This is a genomic window from Denitratimonas tolerans, assembly GCF_037203605.1.
Lineage (GTDB): Bacteria > Pseudomonadota > Gammaproteobacteria > Xanthomonadales > Xanthomonadaceae > Denitratimonas > Denitratimonas tolerans.
The window spans coordinates 1-17782 of sequence record NZ_JBBDHC010000015.1 but is presented as its reverse complement, the minus strand read 5'-3'; the positions used below and the strand labels follow the sequence as shown (position 1 = coordinate 17782).

Annotated in this window: 16 protein-coding genes and 2 tRNA genes; 9 read left to right on the top strand and 9 right to left on the bottom strand. The window is 68.9% G+C overall.

From position 1 onward, the window contains the following. Positions 1–28: 28 nt before the first annotated feature. Both WB794_RS10435 and tsaB read left to right on the top strand, forming a co-directional pair. A complete protein-coding gene (locus WB794_RS10435) occupies positions 29–2002 on the top strand; it encodes a DNA repair helicase YoaA (RefSeq protein ID WP_337335789.1) in 1974 nt (657 codons plus the stop codon). Continuing rightward, positions 1999–2721, top strand: a complete 723-nt coding sequence (gene tsaB / locus WB794_RS10430) for a tRNA (adenosine(37)-N6)-threonylcarbamoyltransferase complex dimerization subunit type 1 TsaB (RefSeq protein WP_337335788.1) — start codon at positions 1999–2001, stop codon at positions 2719–2721. The genes WB794_RS10435 and tsaB overlap by 4 nt, the downstream gene beginning before the upstream one ends. Positions 2722–2745: 24 nt before the next feature. Here the strand turns inward: tsaB and WB794_RS10425 are convergent, their stop codons facing one another. The 3 genes from WB794_RS10425 to tesB are packed head-to-tail and all read right to left on the bottom strand — an operon-like array spanning position 2746 to position 5357. Continuing rightward, complete coding sequence (locus WB794_RS10425) at positions 2746–3972, bottom strand: RNA polymerase sigma factor (RefSeq protein ID WP_337335787.1); 1227 nt, start codon at positions 3970–3972, stop codon at positions 2746–2748. 28 nt (positions 3973–4000) lie between these two features. Next, on the bottom strand, positions 4001–4486 hold the full coding sequence (locus tag WB794_RS10420; RefSeq protein WP_337335786.1) for a pathogenicity-like protein: 486 nt from the start codon (positions 4484–4486) through the stop codon (positions 4001–4003). Between the two features lies 1 nt (position 4487). Next, entirely contained in the window at positions 4488–5357 is an 870-nt protein-coding gene (gene tesB, locus WB794_RS10415) for an acyl-CoA thioesterase II (RefSeq protein ID WP_337335785.1), read from the bottom strand. 205 nt (positions 5358–5562) lie between these two features. On the opposite strand from tesB, the gene olsF reads away from it, so the two are divergent. Beyond that, positions 5563–7335, top strand: coding sequence for a bifunctional ornithine lipid synthase OlsF (olsF, locus tag WB794_RS10410; RefSeq protein WP_337335784.1), 1773 nt, complete (start codon positions 5563–5565; stop codon positions 7333–7335). Positions 7336–7372: 37 nt separating this feature from the next. On the opposite strand, the gene WB794_RS10405 is transcribed toward olsF, so the two are convergent. Beyond that, positions 7373–7978, bottom strand: coding sequence for an N-acetylmuramoyl-L-alanine amidase (locus WB794_RS10405; protein ID WP_337335783.1), 606 nt, complete (start codon positions 7976–7978; stop codon positions 7373–7375). 281 nt (positions 7979–8259) lie between these two features. Between WB794_RS10405 and WB794_RS10400 the strand changes: the two genes are divergently transcribed. From WB794_RS10400 to WB794_RS10390, 3 genes are all read left to right on the top strand, one after another. Then, entirely contained in the window at positions 8260–8775 is a 516-nt protein-coding gene (locus tag WB794_RS10400) for an alpha/beta family hydrolase (protein WP_337335782.1), read from the top strand. Positions 8776–8783: 8 nt separating this feature from the next. After that, positions 8784–10931 (top strand): bifunctional 23S rRNA (guanine(2069)-N(7))-methyltransferase RlmK/23S rRNA (guanine(2445)-N(2))-methyltransferase RlmL, encoded by a 2148-nt coding sequence (gene rlmKL / locus WB794_RS10395; RefSeq protein ID WP_337335849.1) that lies wholly within the window; start codon positions 8784–8786, stop codon positions 10929–10931. An 81-nt stretch (positions 10932–11012) separates the two neighbouring features. Then, positions 11013–11651, top strand: a complete 639-nt coding sequence (locus WB794_RS10390; RefSeq protein ID WP_337335781.1) for a class I SAM-dependent methyltransferase — start codon at positions 11013–11015, stop codon at positions 11649–11651. A 76-nt stretch (positions 11652–11727) separates the two neighbouring features. Here WB794_RS10390 and WB794_RS10385 read toward each other — a convergent pair whose 3' ends face one another. From WB794_RS10385 to WB794_RS10365, 5 genes are all read right to left on the bottom strand, one after another. After that, positions 11728–12189, bottom strand: coding sequence for a methyltransferase family protein (locus tag WB794_RS10385; RefSeq protein ID WP_337335780.1), 462 nt, complete (start codon positions 12187–12189; stop codon positions 11728–11730). 10 nt (positions 12190–12199) lie between these two features. Further along, positions 12200–13009 carry an ABC transporter permease subunit gene (locus tag WB794_RS10380; protein WP_337335779.1) on the bottom strand — a complete coding sequence of 270 codons (810 nt, stop codon included), beginning with the start codon at positions 13007–13009 and terminating at the stop codon, positions 12200–12202. Next, positions 13006–13863 carry an ABC transporter permease subunit gene (locus tag WB794_RS10375; RefSeq protein ID WP_337335848.1) on the bottom strand — a complete coding sequence of 286 codons (858 nt, stop codon included), beginning with the start codon at positions 13861–13863 and terminating at the stop codon, positions 13006–13008. Before WB794_RS10375 ends, WB794_RS10380 begins: the two co-directional genes overlap by 4 nt. Positions 13864–13991: 128 nt before the next feature. Further along, complete coding sequence (locus tag WB794_RS10370; RefSeq protein WP_337335778.1) at positions 13992–15140, bottom strand: ABC transporter ATP-binding protein; 1149 nt, start codon at positions 15138–15140, stop codon at positions 13992–13994. A 79-nt stretch (positions 15141–15219) separates the two neighbouring features. Next, entirely contained in the window at positions 15220–16461 is a 1242-nt protein-coding gene (locus WB794_RS10365) for a polyamine ABC transporter substrate-binding protein (RefSeq protein WP_337335777.1), read from the bottom strand. Between the two features lie 108 nt (positions 16462–16569). Between WB794_RS10365 and WB794_RS10360 the strand changes: the two genes are divergently transcribed. The 3 genes from WB794_RS10360 to WB794_RS10350 all read left to right on the top strand — a co-directional run bounded on the left by WB794_RS10360 (position 16570) and on the right by WB794_RS10350 (position 17603). Continuing rightward, positions 16570–17304 (top strand): TorF family putative porin, encoded by a 735-nt coding sequence (locus WB794_RS10360; RefSeq protein ID WP_337335776.1) that lies wholly within the window; start codon positions 16570–16572, stop codon positions 17302–17304. 87 nt (positions 17305–17391) lie between these two features. Then, a tRNA-Pro gene (locus WB794_RS10355) sits at positions 17392–17468 on the top strand. Positions 17469–17526: 58 nt separating this feature from the next. After that, positions 17527–17603, top strand: a tRNA-Arg gene (locus tag WB794_RS10350). Positions 17604–17782 lie beyond the last annotated feature (179 nt).

Sequence of the window (17782 nt, the reverse complement as noted above, 5' to 3'; positions counted from 1 at the left end):
GTCGCGGGCGGAATCCGGATCGCATGCGATGTCCCTGATCGACGACACCCGCGCGGCCCTGGGCGACGGCGGCGCGCTGGCGACAGCGATCGAGGGCTTCGTGCCGCGCCCGGCGCAGCAGCGCCTGGCCGAGGCCATCGCCGAAGTGATCGATGCGCGCGGCGAACTGATCGCCGAGGCTGGCACCGGCACCGGCAAGACTTACGCCTACCTTGTTCCGGCGCTGCTCTCGGGCAAGCGCACCATCATTTCCACCGGCACCAAGGCGCTGCAGGACCAGCTCTACCACCGCGACCTGCCGCGGGTGCGGCAGGCACTGGGCGCACGGCTCAAGACCGCCCTGCTCAAGGGCCGCGCCAACTATCTGTGCTGGTATCGGCTCGAACGCGCGCGCAGCGACGGCCTGTTCACCTCGCGCGAGGAGGCCAGCCGGCTCGCTGCAATCCATGCCTGGGCCGGCGGCAGCGAGGATGGCGATCTGGCCGGTGCCGATTTCCTCGCCGACGATTCGCCGCTGCGCCCGCAGGTCACCTCCACCGCCGACAACTGCCTGGGCACCGACTGCCCGTTCCACACCGAATGCTTCGTGGTGCGCGCGCGGCAGAAGGCGCAGGAGGCGGACCTGGTCGTGGTCAACCACCACCTGCTGTTCGCCGATCAGGCGCTCAAGCGCGAGGGCTTCGGCGAAATCCTGCCCGGCGCGCAAACCTTCGTGCTGGACGAGGCCCACCAGCTGCCCGAACTGGCCGCGCAGTTCTTCGGCGCGATGGTGTCCTCGCGCCAGCTCGTGGATCTGGCGCGCGATGCGCTGTCCGAGTGCGAGGGCGTGAGCGGCGCGCGTGCCGAGGTGCAGGAGCCTGCGCAGGCGCTGGAACTGGCGGTGAAGGCGGTGCGCGCCGCGCTCGAGCCGCTGCCGGCGCGCGCATCGCTCGCGGTGTTCGAATCCCATCCCGCCGTGGCCGAGGCGCTGGACGCGCTGCGCGCCGCGCTGGCCACCGTGGCCGCGCTGCTGGAGCCGCTGGCCGAGCGCAGCGTCGGTTTCAAGAGCTGCCGCGATCGCGCCGAGGAACTGGTCGAGGGCTGCGAGCGCATCCTGGATGCGAAGGGCGGCGGCGAGGTGCGCTGGTACGAAATCACCGCGCGCGGCTTCCAGCTCCACCAGACCCCGCTCGATGTCTCCGGCGCGCTGCGCGAGTTCCGCGCCGCCTCGCAGGCCGCCTGGATCCACACCTCGGCTACCCTGGCAGTGGACGGCGGCTTCGCGCACCTGTCCGAACAGCTCGGCATGGAGTCGCCGCGCACCCTGCTGGAGCCCTCGCCCTTCGATTTCCACAACCAGGCCCTGGTGTACGTGCCGCACGGGCTGCCCGAGCCCAACACGCCGGCGCATGTCGAAGCGGTGGTCGAGGCCGCGTTGCCCCTGCTGGACGCCTCCGACGGGCGCGCCTTCCTGCTTTTCACTTCGCACCGCGCGCTGCGCCAGGCCGCCGAGCTGCTCGCGGCGCGGCGCGAGTTTCCGCTGTTCGTGCAGGGCGAGGCACCGCGCCACCTGCTGCTGGAGCGCTTCCGCGAATCGGGCAACGGCGTGCTGCTGGGGGCCGCCAGCTTCTGGGAGGGCGTGGACGTGGCCGGCGATGCGCTGCAGTTGGTGGTGATCGACAAGTTGCCGTTTGCCGCTCCCGATGATCCGGTGCTGGAGGCGCGCCTGGAGGCGATCCGCCGGCGCGGCGGCAACCCCTTTCGCGACTGGCAGCTTCCCGGCGCGGTGATCGCGCTCAAACAGGGTGCCGGCCGCCTGATCCGCACCCACGCCGATCAGGGCGTGGTGATGCTGTGCGACCCGCGTCTGGTGGGGAAATCCTACGGCCGCATCTTTCTCGACAGCCTGCCGCCCTTCGCGCGCACCCGCGATGCGGAGCGCGTGCTGCGCTTCCTGCGCGAGGCGCGACAGGGGCGCGCACTACCATGGTCGGGCAATCCCGAGGATACCGATTCACGATGAAACTCCTGGCTCTGGAAACCGCGACCGAAGCCTGTTCGGTGGCGCTGTGGAACGATGGTGAGGTGCTGGAGCGCTTCGAGATCGCGCCGCGCCGTCATGCCGAGCTGACCCTGCCATGGATCGAGGAACTCCTCGCGCAGGCGGGCATGGTGCGCGCCCAGCTCGACGCGGTGGCCTGCGGCCGCGGCCCGGGTGCGTTTACCGGGGTGCGGCTGGCGGTGGCGATCACCCAGGGGTTGGCGCTGGCGCTGGATCGTCCGGCCGTTGGCGTATCCACGCTCGACGCCTTGGCGCTGCCGGCGATGCGCGCGCTGGAACGCGCCGGCGATTCGGCCACCGGCGTGCTCGCCGCGATCGACGCACGCATGGGCGAGGTGTACCTGGCGGATTATGCGCGCGATGCCGGCGGCATCTGGATTCGGCGCGGCGAAGAGCAAGTGATCGCCCCGGCGGACGCAGCGCTGGAGCCGCACGCCGTGCGCGTGGGCGTGGGGAGCGGATTTGCCGCGCAGGATGCGGCACTTGTGGCGCGCCTTGGCGAATGGCTTGCGCGCGTGGATGAAAACGCCCTGCCGCGCGCCGGTGACGTCGCCCACCTGGCTGCTGCCGCTCTGGCCCGCGGCGAGGGCATCGCGCCCGAAGAGCTCCAGCCCGCCTATCTGCGCAACAAGGTGGCGCTCACCTTGGCCGAACAGGGCAAGCCGCTGCCCGCGGGCTGAGGCTGCGGCCCGGCAGCCTTCGTGTTACATCGGCGGATTGCTCGACCAGCCGAACAGGAGGCCGCTGGCACCGGCCAGCACGCCGATGAAAAGCCCGGCCCAGGCCATGCGGCGCTCGGCGCGGCGGTTGAAGGAGGCGGTGACCGGATCGCGTGCCGCCTCGCGCTGGTGCCGCCGGTGCAGGATGCGTGGCAGCCACGCCAGGTTCATCCCGCCCAGGAGCCCCATCATGCCCACCAGGCTCAGGCTCGGCAGCAGGTTCGAGCCGCTGAGCACGGCCGCGCCCATCAGCGAGGTGAAGACCAGCACGACCAGGAGGCCGGTGGCCCCGAACCAGGCCAGTTCGCGCCGCTCCTGGTCGTCGGTGGAGGTGACCCAGTGGCGGCGCACGCCGAAGAAGACCGTGGCCACGCCCAGGATCAGCGCGAACACCATGCCGCCGATGGCACCGATCATCAGGCGGCTGGCACCGCCGCGCGCCAGCACCGGGGCGAGCGCGGTGCGCCCGAACAGCTTGCCCGCAAGGCCGGTGATCTGGCCGGATTTTGCCGCCGCCAGCTTGCCCGCGAGCGATGCGCCGGCGGCACCGACGCCGGCGGCGGTCGCCGTCTGCGTCGCGCTTAGCCCGGCGACGATCAGCGCAGTGAAGGCGATCGTGGGCGCGGTGGCGCGGGCGAATTCGCCCAGACGCTTGAGCATGTCCTCGCGCAGGCTGGCGCGCGCCCGCGACAGGCGTTTGCGCACCGCCGCGTCCTGCATCCCGAGCAGTTCCGCCACCTGCCGCGACGACTGTCCCTCGCGGTAGTAGATCAGGAGGATTTCGCGGGTCTCCTCGGGCAGTTCGTCGATCAGGTCGGCCGCGATGGCCTCTTCCTGCTGGCGCGCGAGGCTGTCGGGCACGTCGGGCGCGGGGTCGGCCACCACCGCAAGGATGTCGTCGAGGTCGCCGTCGATGCGGCGCTCGTTGCGCCGCCGGCGCAGGTGGTCGTGCGAGAGGTTGCGGGTGATCTGGCGCAGCCACGGCAGGAAGCTGGATCGGTTGCGCAGGCGCGGCAGATGCGTCCAGGCGCTGAGAAAGGCTTCCTGCGCGATGTCCTCGCTCGCCGGCACGTCGCGGGTGATGGCCAGCGCGATGGCGGTGATGCCGTTCTGGCAGCCGGTGACGATCCGCCCGTAGGCGCGGGAGTCGCCCGCCTGGACGGCCGGCAGGTGTTCGTCGATCAGGAGGCTCAGGGCTTCGGCGCGGTTCATGGGCGGCACGCGGGCAGGGTGAAGGTCGCTACAGTGACAATTCGACGGGGACGATGTGACGTTCGTCGTCCGGCTCTGCCGCGGGAGCGGGAGCAGGTGCCGGTTCCGGCACCGGCGGAGCCACGCGCTGCTGGCAGCTGCGCGACAGGCTGAGCATCATCAGGATCACGACGGCCGCCAGCAGGATGACGCGCACCCGCGCCATCTTCTGCGCGGCGCTGCGGAGCCGCGCAGGGGGAATGGGCGATTCGGGCAGGAAGCTGTCGCGGGTGGAATCCATCAGCCCGGCCGCGCGCAGCAGCGCCCGCGCCCGCGGCTGGTCGTCGGGGAGGACGACCCAGACCGACGCCTCCGGAACCTCGAGCAGGGCGCTTTCCCGGTAGGAAAACCCGCGCCGCCGGCTGCCCTTGTACGAGCGTCCGTTGGTGATGCGCGTCTGGATGCCGTGCTCGTTCAGCAGCGTCGCCACGCCTTCCGCGTTTTCCAGCCGGATCGAGCTGAACACCTTGCGCACGTCAGCGTTCGTCCGGGCTCACGCGCACCATCCCTTCCTGCGCGCTGGAGGCCACCAGCACGCCGTCGCGGGTGTAGATGCTGCCGCGCGCCAGCCCGCGGCTGTCGTGCATCGAGGGGCTGTCGCAGGAATACAGCAGCCACTCGTCCACCCGCAGCGGGCGGTGGAACCACAGCGCGTGGTCGAGGCTGGCCATGCGCACGTTGGGCTGCAGGTAGGAGATGGCGTGCGGCAGGGTGCTGGTGCCGATCAGGTGGAAATCCGAGGCGTAGGCGAGCAGGGCGTGGTGCAGGGCCGGATCGTCGTCGATGCGGTCTGCCAGGCGGAACCAGATCTGCTGGTAGGGCGGCTGCTTGGTCGGGTAGAGCTCGTTGCGCGGGTAGACGTGGCGGAACTCGAAGGCGTCGCGCTTGCTCAGCCAGCGCTGCACCTTGGCCGGCAGTCTGGCCAGCTCTTCGGTCGAAAGATTGGTGCCTTCGGGAAGATCCTCGGGCATCGGCACCTGGGGTGGCGAAAGCTGATGCGTGGGGCCGGATTCGGGCAGGTGGAAGCTGGCCGAGGCCACGAAGATCGGCTGGCCGTGCTGCATCGCGGTGACGCGCCGCGCCGAAAAGCTGCCGCCGTCGCGGGTCTGGTCGACCAGATAGACGATCGGGTGCTCGATGTCGCCGGCGCGCAGGAAGTAGGCGTGCATCGAGTGCACGATCCGCGCCCGGTCCACGGTGCGCTGCGCCGCGCTCAGCGCCTGCCCCAGCACCTGCCCGCCGAACACGAACTTCGTGCCGATGTCGCGGCTCTGGCCGCGGAAGATCGTGTCCTCGATGCGCTCCAGGCGCACCAGATCGAGCAGTTCGGCGACTTTTTCGTGCAAGGCGGCGGGTTCCGTAGGCGCAAGACCGGGAATTATACGAAATGCACCTGAAGCGGCGCGCTTGCCGGCCACGCGCGCGCAGGCAAGGTGTTCCGCGCCGCGGGTGACGCCGTTCGCGTTTGTCATCGCGCTGACGTGTTTCGGACACGGGCCTGTCGCATCCGCTCGCCATGCTGTGCCGAGCGCTCTGGTGGAAAACGCCGTCATGCAGACGATCACTCCCACGTTGGCTTCGCGTTACCCGCGGCTGTTCCGCGCCGCAAAACGGCCCTTCCTGCACGGATTGCTGCGCGGCTTCGGGCGCTGGTCGGGGTTGGAAGCGATCCGCTCCTTTCTGGCCGAACACGGCCACCTGCGGGGGCTGCCGTTCGTCGAGGCGGCGCTGCGCTTCCTTGATTTGCGCTACACCGTGGATCAGGTCGAATGCAGCCGCGTGCCGGAAACCGGGCGGCTGCTGATCGTGGCCAATCACCCCTGCGGCGCGCTGGATGCGCTCGCGCTGCTGGATTTCGTGGGGCGGATCCGCAGCGACGTGCGGATCGTGGCGAACGATCTTCTGGCCGGCATCGAGGGCCTGGCACCGCTGATCCTGCCGGTCCGCATCCTCGGCGGGCAGCCGCAGGTGTCGAACCTGCGCGGGATCGAGGCCGCGCTCGCGCAGGGCCAGTGCGTGATCATCTTTCCCGCCGGCGAAGTGTCCCGTCTGGGGCTGCGCGGCATTGCCGATCGCCCGTGGCGGCGCGGCCTGATGCGTTTTGCGCTGGCGACCGGCGCGCCGGTGCTGCCGGTGCGGATCGAGGCGCGAAATTCCAGGCTGTTCTACGGCGCATCCGCCCTGTTCCGCCCTGCCGGCACCGCGCTCCTGCCGCGCGAGATCCTGCGCCAGCGCAATCAGCGCATCGGCCTGCGCATCGGTCAGGCGCAACGCCTGGAGCCGGGTGCCGATCCGGCCGCCACGCTGCGGGACCTGCGCCAGGCGATCGATTGCATTGGAACCCGGCTCGACCCGGTGCCCAGGGCCGGCGAGGAGGAGCCGCTGGCCGATGCGATCGATCCGGCGCTGCTTGCGATCGAAATCGCCACGCTCGAACGCCTCGGCGACACCGCCGACGGCAAGCAGATCCGCGCCGGCAGCCTGCCGCCGAACTCGCCGCTGCTGCACGAGATCGGCCGGCTGCGCGAGCTGACCTTCCGCGGCATCGGTGAAGGCACGGGCAAGCGGCTCGACCTCGACCGTTACGACGCCTGGTACGAACAGATCGTGCTGTGGGACGCCTCGTCGCAGCGCGTTGCCGGTGCCTACCGCGTCGCCAACAGCGGCCGCCTCCTGGCCGAACGCGGCATCGACGGCCTCTACACCAGCACGCTGTTCGAGTATGCCGACGCCATGCTGCCGCGCATGGCGGCCGGGCTGGAGCTGGGCCGCAGCTTTGTCGCCCCCGACTATCAGGGCAGCCGCAGCATCGACCTGCTTTGGCAGGGCATTGGCGCCTACCTGCGCCGCCATGCCGATATCCGCTACCTGTTCGGGGCCGTTTCGATCAGCGCGGCGCTTCCGCTGCCGGCCCGCGAAAGAATCGTGGCCCATTACCGCCACTACTACGGCGCGCGCCAGCAGCACGCCCGCGCCCGCCAACCCTTCACGCCGATCACTCCGGCACCGCACCCGGAGCTGCCCGCCGTCGATGCTTTTCGCGCGCTGAAAACCGAGCTGGATGCGCTTGGAGCCAGTGTGCCGATGCTCTACAAGCAGTACGTGGACCTGTGCGAGCCCGACGGCGTGCGCTTCCTGGCGTTCGGCGTGGACCCGGAGTTTTCCGACGCGGTGGACGGCCTGATCGAGCTGGACCTGGCCCACCTGCGGCCGAAAAAGCGGATGCGCTATCTGGGTGAAGCGGCCGAAGCCGCGAGGGAAACCCCGGAACACGCCCGCGACCCGCGCGCGGCGGTGCCTGGCTTCAGCCTGGAGGTTTCCTGAGGCGGCGAGCCTTCGCCCTGCCGTCGGCGGCTGACGATCACGCGGAGGAATGCGTCGCGGCAGCGGATGCGAGCCGGTTGATCGGTATTTTCGACAGCAGGCGCACCCAGGGAAACATCGGCCCCGGATCGCGCTTGCGCGCCACCTGCACCGAAGCGTCGTCGCTGGCGGGCACCCGTTCGGTATCCAGGTCCTCGTGCCCGGCGATATGGCGCAGGCCGGGAAGCTCGGCGGCGAGCCGCGCGATCAGGCCGATCAGGGCATCGATCTGCGCCTCGGGGTAGGGTTCGTCCATGGCCTGGTGGCGTGAATCCAGCCAGTGCGGGTAGCGTCCCGTATTGACCAGCTCGATGCCGATTGAGCGCGCGTTGTGGCCGCGCACATGGTGGGCGATGCGCTCGATCGGGACGAAGCGGTACACGCTGCCATCGCGGTCGATGTAGAAGTGCCCGCTGTTGCCGCTGCCCGAGTCGTACAGCACGCGCTCGCCGTAGTTGCGCGCCATCGCCAGGTCGGGCAGTTCGGTGCAGTGGATCACGATCAGGTCGACCGCAGCGAGCGGGCGCGTCGCGAGCTTTTCGACATAGGGCAGGGGCCAGTCGCGGATGGCGCTGGCGATGGGCGACGTGGAATCGGAGCGCATGGGCCGCATGCTAACATTCACGCGCTTTTGCGCCGTGTCGCCGGGCTTCGCGCAGCGCTCTGGCCGGTAAAGCTTTCCATCCGGAATCAACGGTGCAGCTTGCGATGGCGGGTGCCCGAAGAGCCTGCCCCGGACGTGATCCGGGGGCGGATGAGGGGCGAGCGAAGCGCGGCAATCGGACCTTGCGGCGAGGTCTCGCCACGCGCTCTGCCCGAACCTTCACCCCAACCCTTCTCCCGGCAGGAGAGGGGCTTTGTTCAGCCTTTTCGCGGAGTCACGCCATGGCCGGCCACTGCATCCTTTCCCACGGACTCCACAGCAGTCCGAACGCCAGCAAGGTGTCGGCGCTGGCGCGGGTGGCCCAGGCGCTGGGCTGGAGCCACGAGCGGCCGGACTATTCGCAGATCGACGCGGCCTCCGACGTGCGCGACATCCCGCGGCGGCTGGAAAAGCTGCTGCAAAGCGCGCGCCGTGTGTCCGGGCCGCTGGTGCTGGCCGGCTCCAGCATGGGGGCGTATATCTCGGCGCTGGCGTCGCTCCAGGTGCGGCCGGCGGGGCTGTTCCTGATGGCGCCGCCCGTCGCGCTGCCGGGCTATCCGCAGCGGCTGGATGCCGCGCGCGTGCCGACGCGGGTGATCCATGGCTGGCACGACGAGCTGATCGCGGCGCAGGACGTGGTGGACTGGTGCGCCGAGCGCTCGGTGCCGCTGCTGCTGCTCGATGACAACCACCGGCTCGAAGGCCACGTGGACGCCATCGCGGACGAGTTCGGGCGTTTTCTGGGGGCGCTGGCATGAGTACGGCGCTGACCTTCTTCGCGCCCTGCGCCAAGGGACTGGAATACCTGCTGGTGGAGGAACTGCAGGCGCTGGGCGCGCAGGACGTGCGCGAGGCGCTGGCCGGCGTGCATTTTTCCGGTGCTCTGGAAGCCGGCTACCGCGCCTGCCTGTGGTCGCGCCTGGCCAGCCGCGTGCTCCTGCGCGTGGCGCACTTCGAGGCACTCACCGAAGAGGCGCTGTATCTCGGCGTGCAGGCCGTGGACTGGTCCGCGCACCTTGCCGAACACGGCACCCTGGCGGTGGATGCGAACCTGCACGCTTCGCACCTGACCCACGCGCGCTACGCCGCGCAGAAGGTGAAGGACGCCGTCGTCGACCAGTTCCGCGAACGCTTCGGCGTGCGCCCCTCCGTGGATGTGGATCGGCCGGATGTCGCGATCAGCCTGAGCCTGCGGCGCAACATCGCCGATGTGTTCATCGATCTTGCCGGCGAGTCGCTGCACCGGCGCGGCTGGCGCGGTCCGCAGGTGGAGGCGCCGCTCAAGGAAACCCTCGCCTGCGCGGTGCTGCTGCGCGGCGGCTGGCGCGAGATCGATGCCAGGGGCGGCGCGCTGGTCGATCCGATGTGCGGCTCGGGCACGCTCCTGATCGAGGCGGCGCGGATGAGTGCGGACGTCGCGCCGGGCCTGGGGCGACCGCATTTCGGTTTCCTGCGCTGGCGCGGGCACGACGAGGCGCTGTGGAACGCCCTGGTGGCCGAGGCGCAGGCGCGCTCGCGCGCCGGTCGCGCCGCGCTGACGCCGCGGTTTTTTGGCTACGACATCGATCCGGCAGCCGTGGCCGCGAGCCGCGAGAACATCGCGCGCGCCGGCCTGGCCGGGGTGATTTCGGTGGAGCAGGGCGATGTGGCCGATCTTTCCGCACCGCAGGACGTGACGCCCGGGCTGGTGGCCTGCAATCCGCCCTATGACGAGCGACTGGCCGCCGATCCGGCGCTGTACCGCGCGCTGGGGGCCGCGCTCAAGCGCGGTTTCGTCGGCTGGCAGGCGGCGATCCTGAGCGGTGACGCGGAACTTTCCCGCGCGCTCGGGCTGCGCCCCGAAAAACGCTACGCGCTCTACAACGGTGCGCTGGCCTGCGAGCTGCTGCGGATCGACCGGATCGAGCCGGCGCGCGCGCGCGCCTTCGAGCCGCGTCCCTTGTCCGATGGCGCGCAGATGGTCGCCAATCGCCTGCGCAAGAACCTGCGGACCCTGAAGAAGTGGCGCGAGCGCGGGGGCGTGGCCTGCTTTCGCGCCTACGATGCCGACATCCCCGAATACGCCGCCGCGATCGACGTGTACACGGGCGTGCCGGAGGAAACGCCGGACGCGCCCGAGGACGTCTGGCTGCACGTGCAGGAATACCAGGCACCGGCGGAGATTCCCGAAGAAACCACGCGCCAGCGCCTGACCGATCTGGTGCACGCGGCGATGGACGTGTTCGAGCTGCCGCGCGCGCGCGCGGCGGTGAAGACGCGCCAGCGCGGCAAGGGCGGCAGCAAATACGGTCGCTTCGATGCGCGCGGACAGTTCCTGCTGGTGCGCGAGGGAACCGCGCGGCTGCGCGTCAACCTGTTCGACTACCTCGATACCGGACTCTTTCTCGACCACCGCCCCCTGCGCCTGCGCCTGGCGCGCGAGGCGCGCGGACTGCGCGTTCTCAACCTGTTCTGCTACACCGGCGCGGCCAGCGTGCAGGCGGGCCTGGGTGGTGCGGCGAGCACGACGAGTGTCGACCTCTCGCCCACCTATCTCGACTGGGCCGCGAAGAACCTGGCGCTCAACGGCCTGGCCGGGCAGTCGCACCGGCTGGTGCAGGCTGACGCCATGGCCTGGCTCGACGCCGAACGCGGGCAGTACGACCTCATCTTCTGCGACCCGCCGACCTTCTCCAACTCGGCGCGCGCCGACGACTTCGACCTGCAGCGCGAGCATCCGCGCCTGATCGACGCCTGCATGGCGCGTCTGGCACCGGGTGGCCTGCTGCTGTTCTCCAACAACTACCGGCGCTTCCGGCTGGATCCCGCGCTGGAGGCGACCTACGGCGCGCGCGACATACGTGCCGCCACGCTCGATCCGGATTTTTCCCGCAGCCCGCGCATCCACGCGGCGTGGGAGTTCGTTCACGCCTGACGCCGATCGCGGACGCGGCCCTTGTGGAACCGCTGCAATGCCCCGATGCTTGCGCGCCACCGACTTTTTCCGACCCTGCCGATGCCGCTACCCCTCAAGCGCCTGTGGTACGAACGTGCCGATCACTGGCGATTTTTCCGCCAGTGGCTGCGCCATCCGCTGACTACGGCGGCCATCACCCCCTCGGGTCCGCAGCTGGTGCGCTCGATGATGGCGGAACTGCCGGTCGGTGCGCGACGGGTCATCGAACTGGGTGCGGGCACCGGGGTCATGACCCGGGCCCTGGTCGCGCGCGGGATTGCGCCGGAAGATCTCCTGGTGCTGGAACTCAATCCGCAGCTTGCCTCCCATCTGGGGCGCATGTTTCCACGGGCACACGTGGTCTGCGCCGATGCGCGCAACCTGCCGGCGGAGGCCAGGCGCAGGAGCGACTGGGGCGACGAAATGGCTGATGCGGTGGTGTCGAGCCTGGGGCTGCTGTCGATGCCCGCGACGCTGCAGCGGGAGATCGTCATGGCGGCGTTCGAGTGCCTGCGGCCCGATGGCCGCTTCATCCAGTTCACCTATGGCCCGCGCCCGCCGCTGCGTGCCGAGGTCGCGAATGCGCTGGGCCTGCACGTCACGCGCGGGTCCATGGTGGTGCGCAACATTCCGCCCGCCACGGTGTTCGTTTACACCCGCACCCGCTCGCAGGTGATCGTGCCGCGCCCGGTGCGCTGAGGTCGCAGGCGGCTGAATCGAGTGTTCCGCGCCGGACGGCTCGCCGCGCCTCGGCGGCAGCGCGAGGCCGGAGACGCTACAGCCAGCGTCGTACCTGACTGCGGTAGCGGGCGTAGGATTCGCCGAACTTCGCCGCGATGGCGCGTTCCTCCGGCTGGATCTGGAAGCGGGTGATGCAGGCGACGAAAACCGCCACCGCGATCAGTGCGAGCGGGTTGGCCAGCCACAGGCAGAACGCGACGAGCTGGATCGCCATGCCCAGGTACATGGGATTGCGCGTGAAGCGATAGGGGCCGGCGCGAACGATGGCGCTGGCTTTGTGCGGTGACAGCGGGCTGATCGTGGTGCGCGCGCGGCGGAAGTGCAGCAGCGCCCAGATTTCCAGCGCCAGCCCGGCACCGGCAACGCCCAGCGCGATGCCGAGGCGATGCGGCAGATGCAGCGCAAGCGCGGGTGCCAGCCGCGTCAATCCCCAGGCAAGCGCGGCGCAGGCGAGCGCGACGACGGGCGGCGGGATGCGATGGTCGAGCTTGGACATGGACGTGGCCTCAGGCGCGCTTGCGCTGTTTCTGCTGGCGATGCAGGAGGATGCCGGCGATGCTCACCAGCACCATCACCAGCAGCACCACCAGCGTCGCCAGCGCGTTGATCTCCGGCGTTACGCCGAGCTTCACCTTGGAATAGATCAGCATCGGCAGGGTGCTGGCACCGGGGCCGGAGGTGAAGCTGGCGACCACGAGATCGTCCAGGGAAAGGGTGAAGGCCAGCAGCCAGCCGGCCAGAAGCGCCGGGGCGATCAGCGGCAGGGTAATGAGGAAAAACACCTTCCAGGGACGCGCGCCCAGATCCATCGCGGCTTCTTCCAGGCTGTCGTCCATCATCGTCAGGCGCGAGCGCACCACCACGGTGACGTAGCAGGCGGTGAAGGTGACGTGCGCCATGGTGATGGTGCTCATGCCGCGCGTCGGCCAGCCGATCAGCTGCTGCATGCTCACGAACAGGAGCAGAGCCGAGAGGCCCAGCATCACCTCGGGCATCACCAGCGGGGCCGAGCTCATCAGCGACAGCAAGCCGCGTCCGGGGAAGCGGCCGAAGCGAGCCAGCGCCAAGCCCGCCGCCGTGCCTATGACCACGGCCAGGGTGGCGCTGCCGGAGGCGATCAGGAAGCTGCGCCAGGCGGCCGAGAGGATCTGCTCGTTGTTGAACAGGCGCGCGTACCACTCGGTGGAAAAACCGCCCCAGACCGTCACCAGGCGCGATTTGTTGAAGGAATAGACGATCAGCGAAACGATCGGGACGTAGAGGAAGGCATAGCCGAACGCCATCGCGGTGTAGAGCGCCCAGGGGCTGCGGTTCATGCGTCCTTCCCCTTGCCCTGGCTGCGGTTTTCCACGTATTCGAAGATCAGCGTGGGGATCACGATCAGCAGCAGCATCGCCACCGCCACGCCCGAGGCCAGCGGCCAGTCGCGGTTGGTGAAAAATTCGGTCCACAGCACCCGCCCGATGGTGATGGCGTCGGGGCCGCCGAGGATGTCGGGAATGACGAACTCGCCCACTGCGGGGATGAACACCAGCATCGCGCCGGCGATGATGCCCGGCATCGACAGCGGCAGGGTGATCTGCAGGAACGAGCGCCACGGCGGTGCGCCGAGGTCTTCGGCCGCTTCCAGCAGGGTGAAGTCCATCCGCATCAGGTTGGCGGTGAGCGGCAGGATCATGAAGGGCAGATAGTTGTAGACGATGCCGATGTAGACGGCGAGGTTGGTGTAGAGCAGCTCCAGCGGCGCGTCGATCAGGCCGATGCCCATCAGCATCTGGTTGATCAGGCCGTTGGTCTTGAGGATGCCGATCATGGCGTAGGTACGCAGCAGCGAACTGGTCCAGAAGGGCAGGATCACGCCCACCAGCAGCGCCATGCGCCACAGCGGCGTGGCGCGCGCAATGCCGTAGGCGATGGGATATCCGATCAGCAGGGTGAGCGTGGTGGAGACGCCCGCGAACAGCAGCGAGTTGAGGTAGGCCTTCAGATAGAGGCTGTCCTTGAGCAGCGCCGCATAGTTGGCCCAGGTGATGCGCAGGGTGAGGGCACCGTCCTCGGCGTGGTCGAACAGGGCCGAGTAGGGCGGGGTCTGGCCGAAGAGCGGTGTCGCCAGGCTGATCTTCATCACGATGACGAAGGGCACCAGGAAGAACAGCCCGAGCCAGAACATCGGGATCGCGATGACGAAGAGACGTCCGCGATGGGTGCGGAACTCCTGTCCGATGGCACCGAACCAGCGGAAGAAGTTGCGCACCACCTGGTCCCAGAACCCGCCGATGCCGACCGCGTGTCGCGTGCTCATGTCGGCAGCACCACCGCCGATCCGGCCTCCCAGGACAGGTACAGGGTGTCGTCCCAGTCGTAGTGCGGCTCGGAGCTGCGCACGATATGGGTTTCCTGCACCCGGATCACGGCACCGGCCGGCGTCTTGACCTGATAGATCGAGACATCGCCCAGATAGGCGATTTCGGCCACCCGGCCCATCGCCACGTTGTCGGCTTCGGGGCGGGTTTCGTGCACGTCGATCTTTTCCGGCCGCACCGATACCGCCACCGGCGTGCCGACCGGAATCGGGTCGGCATGGCGCGCCAGGATCTCGCTCCCGAGCGCGTCGCAGTAGACTCGCACCGTGCCTTCGCCCTCGTCCTGCGAGGCGATGCGGCCCTCGAAGATGTTGGTGGCACCGATGAATTCGGCCACGAAGCGCGAGGCCGGGTATTCGTACATGCCGGCCGGCGTGGACACCTGCTCGATGCGCCCGAAGTTCATCACTGCCAGGCGCGAGGCCATGGTCATCGCCTCTTCCTGGTCGTGGGTGACCATGACGAAGGTGGTGCCGACGCGCTCCTGGATATTCACCAGTTCGAACTGGGTGTGCTCGCGCAGCTTGCGGTCGAGCGCGCCCAACGGCTCGTCGAGCAGCAGCAGCTTGGGCTGCTTGGCGAGCGCGCGGGCGAGCGCGACGCGCTGGCGCTGGCCGCCGGAAAGCTGGTCGGGCTTGCGCTTGCCGAGGTCGGGCATGCGCACCAGTTCGAGCATCTGCGCCACGCGGTCGCGGACCTCGGCGGCGGAGAGCCTGTCCTGCTTGAGGCCGAAGGCGATGTTCTGCTCCACCGTCATGTGCGGGAACAGCGCGTAGCTCTGGAACATCATGTTGACCGGCCGCTCGTAGGGTGGCAGGTTCGAAATGTCGACACCGTCGATCATCACCGTGCCCCGGTCGGGCTTCACCAGGCCCGCCAGGATGCGCAGCAGGGTGCTCTTGCCCGAACCCGAGCCGCCCAGCAGCGCGAACAGTTCGCCCTGGTAGATGTCGAGCGAGACATCGTCGCAGGCGTACACCTTGCCGTAGGTCTTGGTGACGTTCTGGATGCGCAGAAATGGCTGCGCGGCGGGGTCTTGCCAGGGGGCGACCGGCGCGGGGCGCCGGATCGAGGGCTGGGCCATCAGGCGGCCTCCGGAAAAGGCGACCGCCGGCGTGCGGATGCCGACGGCCGCGGGCAGGTGATCGGTGGTGGCAAGCGGCTTATTGGCCGCTCTTGATCGATGTCCAGGCGCGCACGCGCTCGCGCTGCAGGGTTTCGGGGAGGGAAACCGGGTCGACCAGCTTGGCAAGGGTTTCCTGCGGCGGATAGACGCCCGGGTTCTGCGCGATGTCGGGATCCATCAGGGCGGTGGCGGCGGTATTGGGGTTGGCGTAGCCGACGTAGTCGCTGATGTCGGCGATGACCTCCGGCTGCAGCAGGAAGTCGATGAAGGCGTGCGCGTTCTTCGGGTGCGGTGCATCCTTCGGGATGGCCATCAGGTCGAACCAGCGTACCGCGCCTTCCTCGGGAATGATGTAGTCGATCTCCACGCCGTTGCCCGCCTCCTCGGCGCGGTCGCGGGCCTGGAACACGTCGCCGGAGTAGCCCATCGCCAGGCACAGGTCGCCGTTGGCGAGGTCGTCGATGTACTTGGACGAGTTGAAGTAGCGGATGTGCGGCCGGATCGCGGCATAGGCCTGCTTGACCGCCTCGATCTGCGCCGGATCCTGCGAGTTCGGATCCTGCCGCAGCCAGATCAGCGCGGCCGAGAAGGTCTCCTGGTCGTCGTCGAGCACGCTGACGCCGCATTTGGCGAGTTTGGCCGCATTGGCAGGATCGAACAGAAGGCTCCAGGAATCGAGCGTCGCATCCTCGCCCAGCGCTTCCCTGACCTTGCCCACATTGATGCCGAGGCCGGTGGTGCCCCACATGTAGGGCGCGGCGTGGGCGTTGCCCGGATCGACGTCGGCCAGCGCCGCCTGCAGCGTCGGATCGATGTTGGACAGGTTGGGCAGCAGGGTCTTGTCGAGCGGCGCGTAGATGCCCGAGGCGATCTGGCGCTGCGCGAACGGACGCGCCGAAGGGAACACCACGTCGTAACCCGAGCCGCCGGTGACCAGCTTGGCTTCGAGCATCTCGTTGGAGTCGTACACGTCATACACGACCTTGATGCCGGTGGCCTGCTGGAAGCGGGCAATGGTGTCCTCGGCCACGTAGTCGGACCAGTTGTAGACGTGCAGCACCCGGGCCTCTGCACTCGGCGTGGCGGGAGCCGTCGCATCCTGCGCCTTGTCGCCACAGGACGTGAGCATCAGCGCAGCGGCCGCCAGCGGCGCGACCTTGACGAGGTTGAGCTTCATCTTCTGGAATCCCGAACGGCGCGGCCCGATGCCGCTGCGCCGCATGTTCGGCACGCCGGTCCGCGCTGTCAACGGATCGGGCGGGTTCCTGGTCACATCCATGCCGCCGGTGCCGTCAATCCGCGCGCCACTGGAGCGGCACCGCGCCCTTGGGTAATGTACGCCGTCGTTTCGCCCGCCCCGTCCCTTCCACCTCTGGAGATTCCGATGATGAACCTGTCCCGCATTGCCGCGGCACTTGCACTGACGGCGTTCGCCCTGCCCGCCGCTGCCCAGGAAGGATCCGCCTGGTCGATCAACGGAATCATCGGGGTGGCCAGCGACTACACCTGGCACGGTGTCTCCCAGACCCAGGAAGATCCCACCTGGCAGCTGGAGGTCAACCTCGAACACGAGGCGGGGTTCTATGTGGGCGGCCAGTTCTGGGGCGTGGACTTCGTGCCCCCGGGTGAAGACTGGGATGACGGCATCAGCTATGAAGCCAACCTCTACCTGGGCTGGAGCCGCGAGCTCAGCGAGTTCCTGACGCTGACGCTGGACTACACCCGCACCTTCTATCCTGGATCCAAGCCGGATTTCGACCAGGATTTCAACGAGTTCAGCGTGGAGCTGGGACTGGGCGAGAACGTTACCGCGCTTGTGACCTGGTCCGACGATGCGGTGAACCTCGGGCACGAGGGTCTGTACCTGGGCCTGTCGGGCAGTTGGGAGCTGGGCGAGTCGGGCTTCCAGCTCGGTGCCGCGGCCGGCCGTTACGACCTCGGGAGCGAGCTTGGCGGTGCCTACAACGACTACGAAGTCTCGCTCTCGCGCAGCTTCGGGTCGATCGCGACCAAGCTGGCGTATGTCACTACCTCGGGCTACAACGACACCCTGGCCGAGTCTCTGGGCGAGCGGCACCTGGCCGACGGGCGCGCAATCCTGTCCGTGGGCTACGAGTTCTGAGGCCGCCGTGCGTTGACGCCAAGGGCCGCGCTGCGTAAGATGCGCGGCCCTTCAGGGTGTTTTTTCACGTCGTGTCCGCGACGCCGCCGGGGTATAGCTCAGCCTGGTAGAGCGCCAGCTTTGGGAGCTGGATGTCGAGAGTTCGAATCCCTCTGCCCCGACCACGGACCCCGCGAACCCAAACCCGATCCGGCAGCGACCGGTGCGCTATCATTTCCCGATGCGCCCGTAGCTCAACCGGATAGAGCACCGGCCTTCTAAGCCGGGGGTTACAGGTTCGATTCCTGTCGGGCGCGCCACGGTGCGGAGCAGCCGCCTTTCTCGGGGCAAGTCCGGATCGGTGCCTATGTTGAAAAGTCCGCGCATGGATGCGCGGGCTGTTGCGGAAGGATCCGCATGCTGTGGTGGATGTAGCTCAGTTGGTGGCGACGTCCGCGGCTTTCGATCTGCCGGTGGCAGATCGAGCGGATGGCGCCGG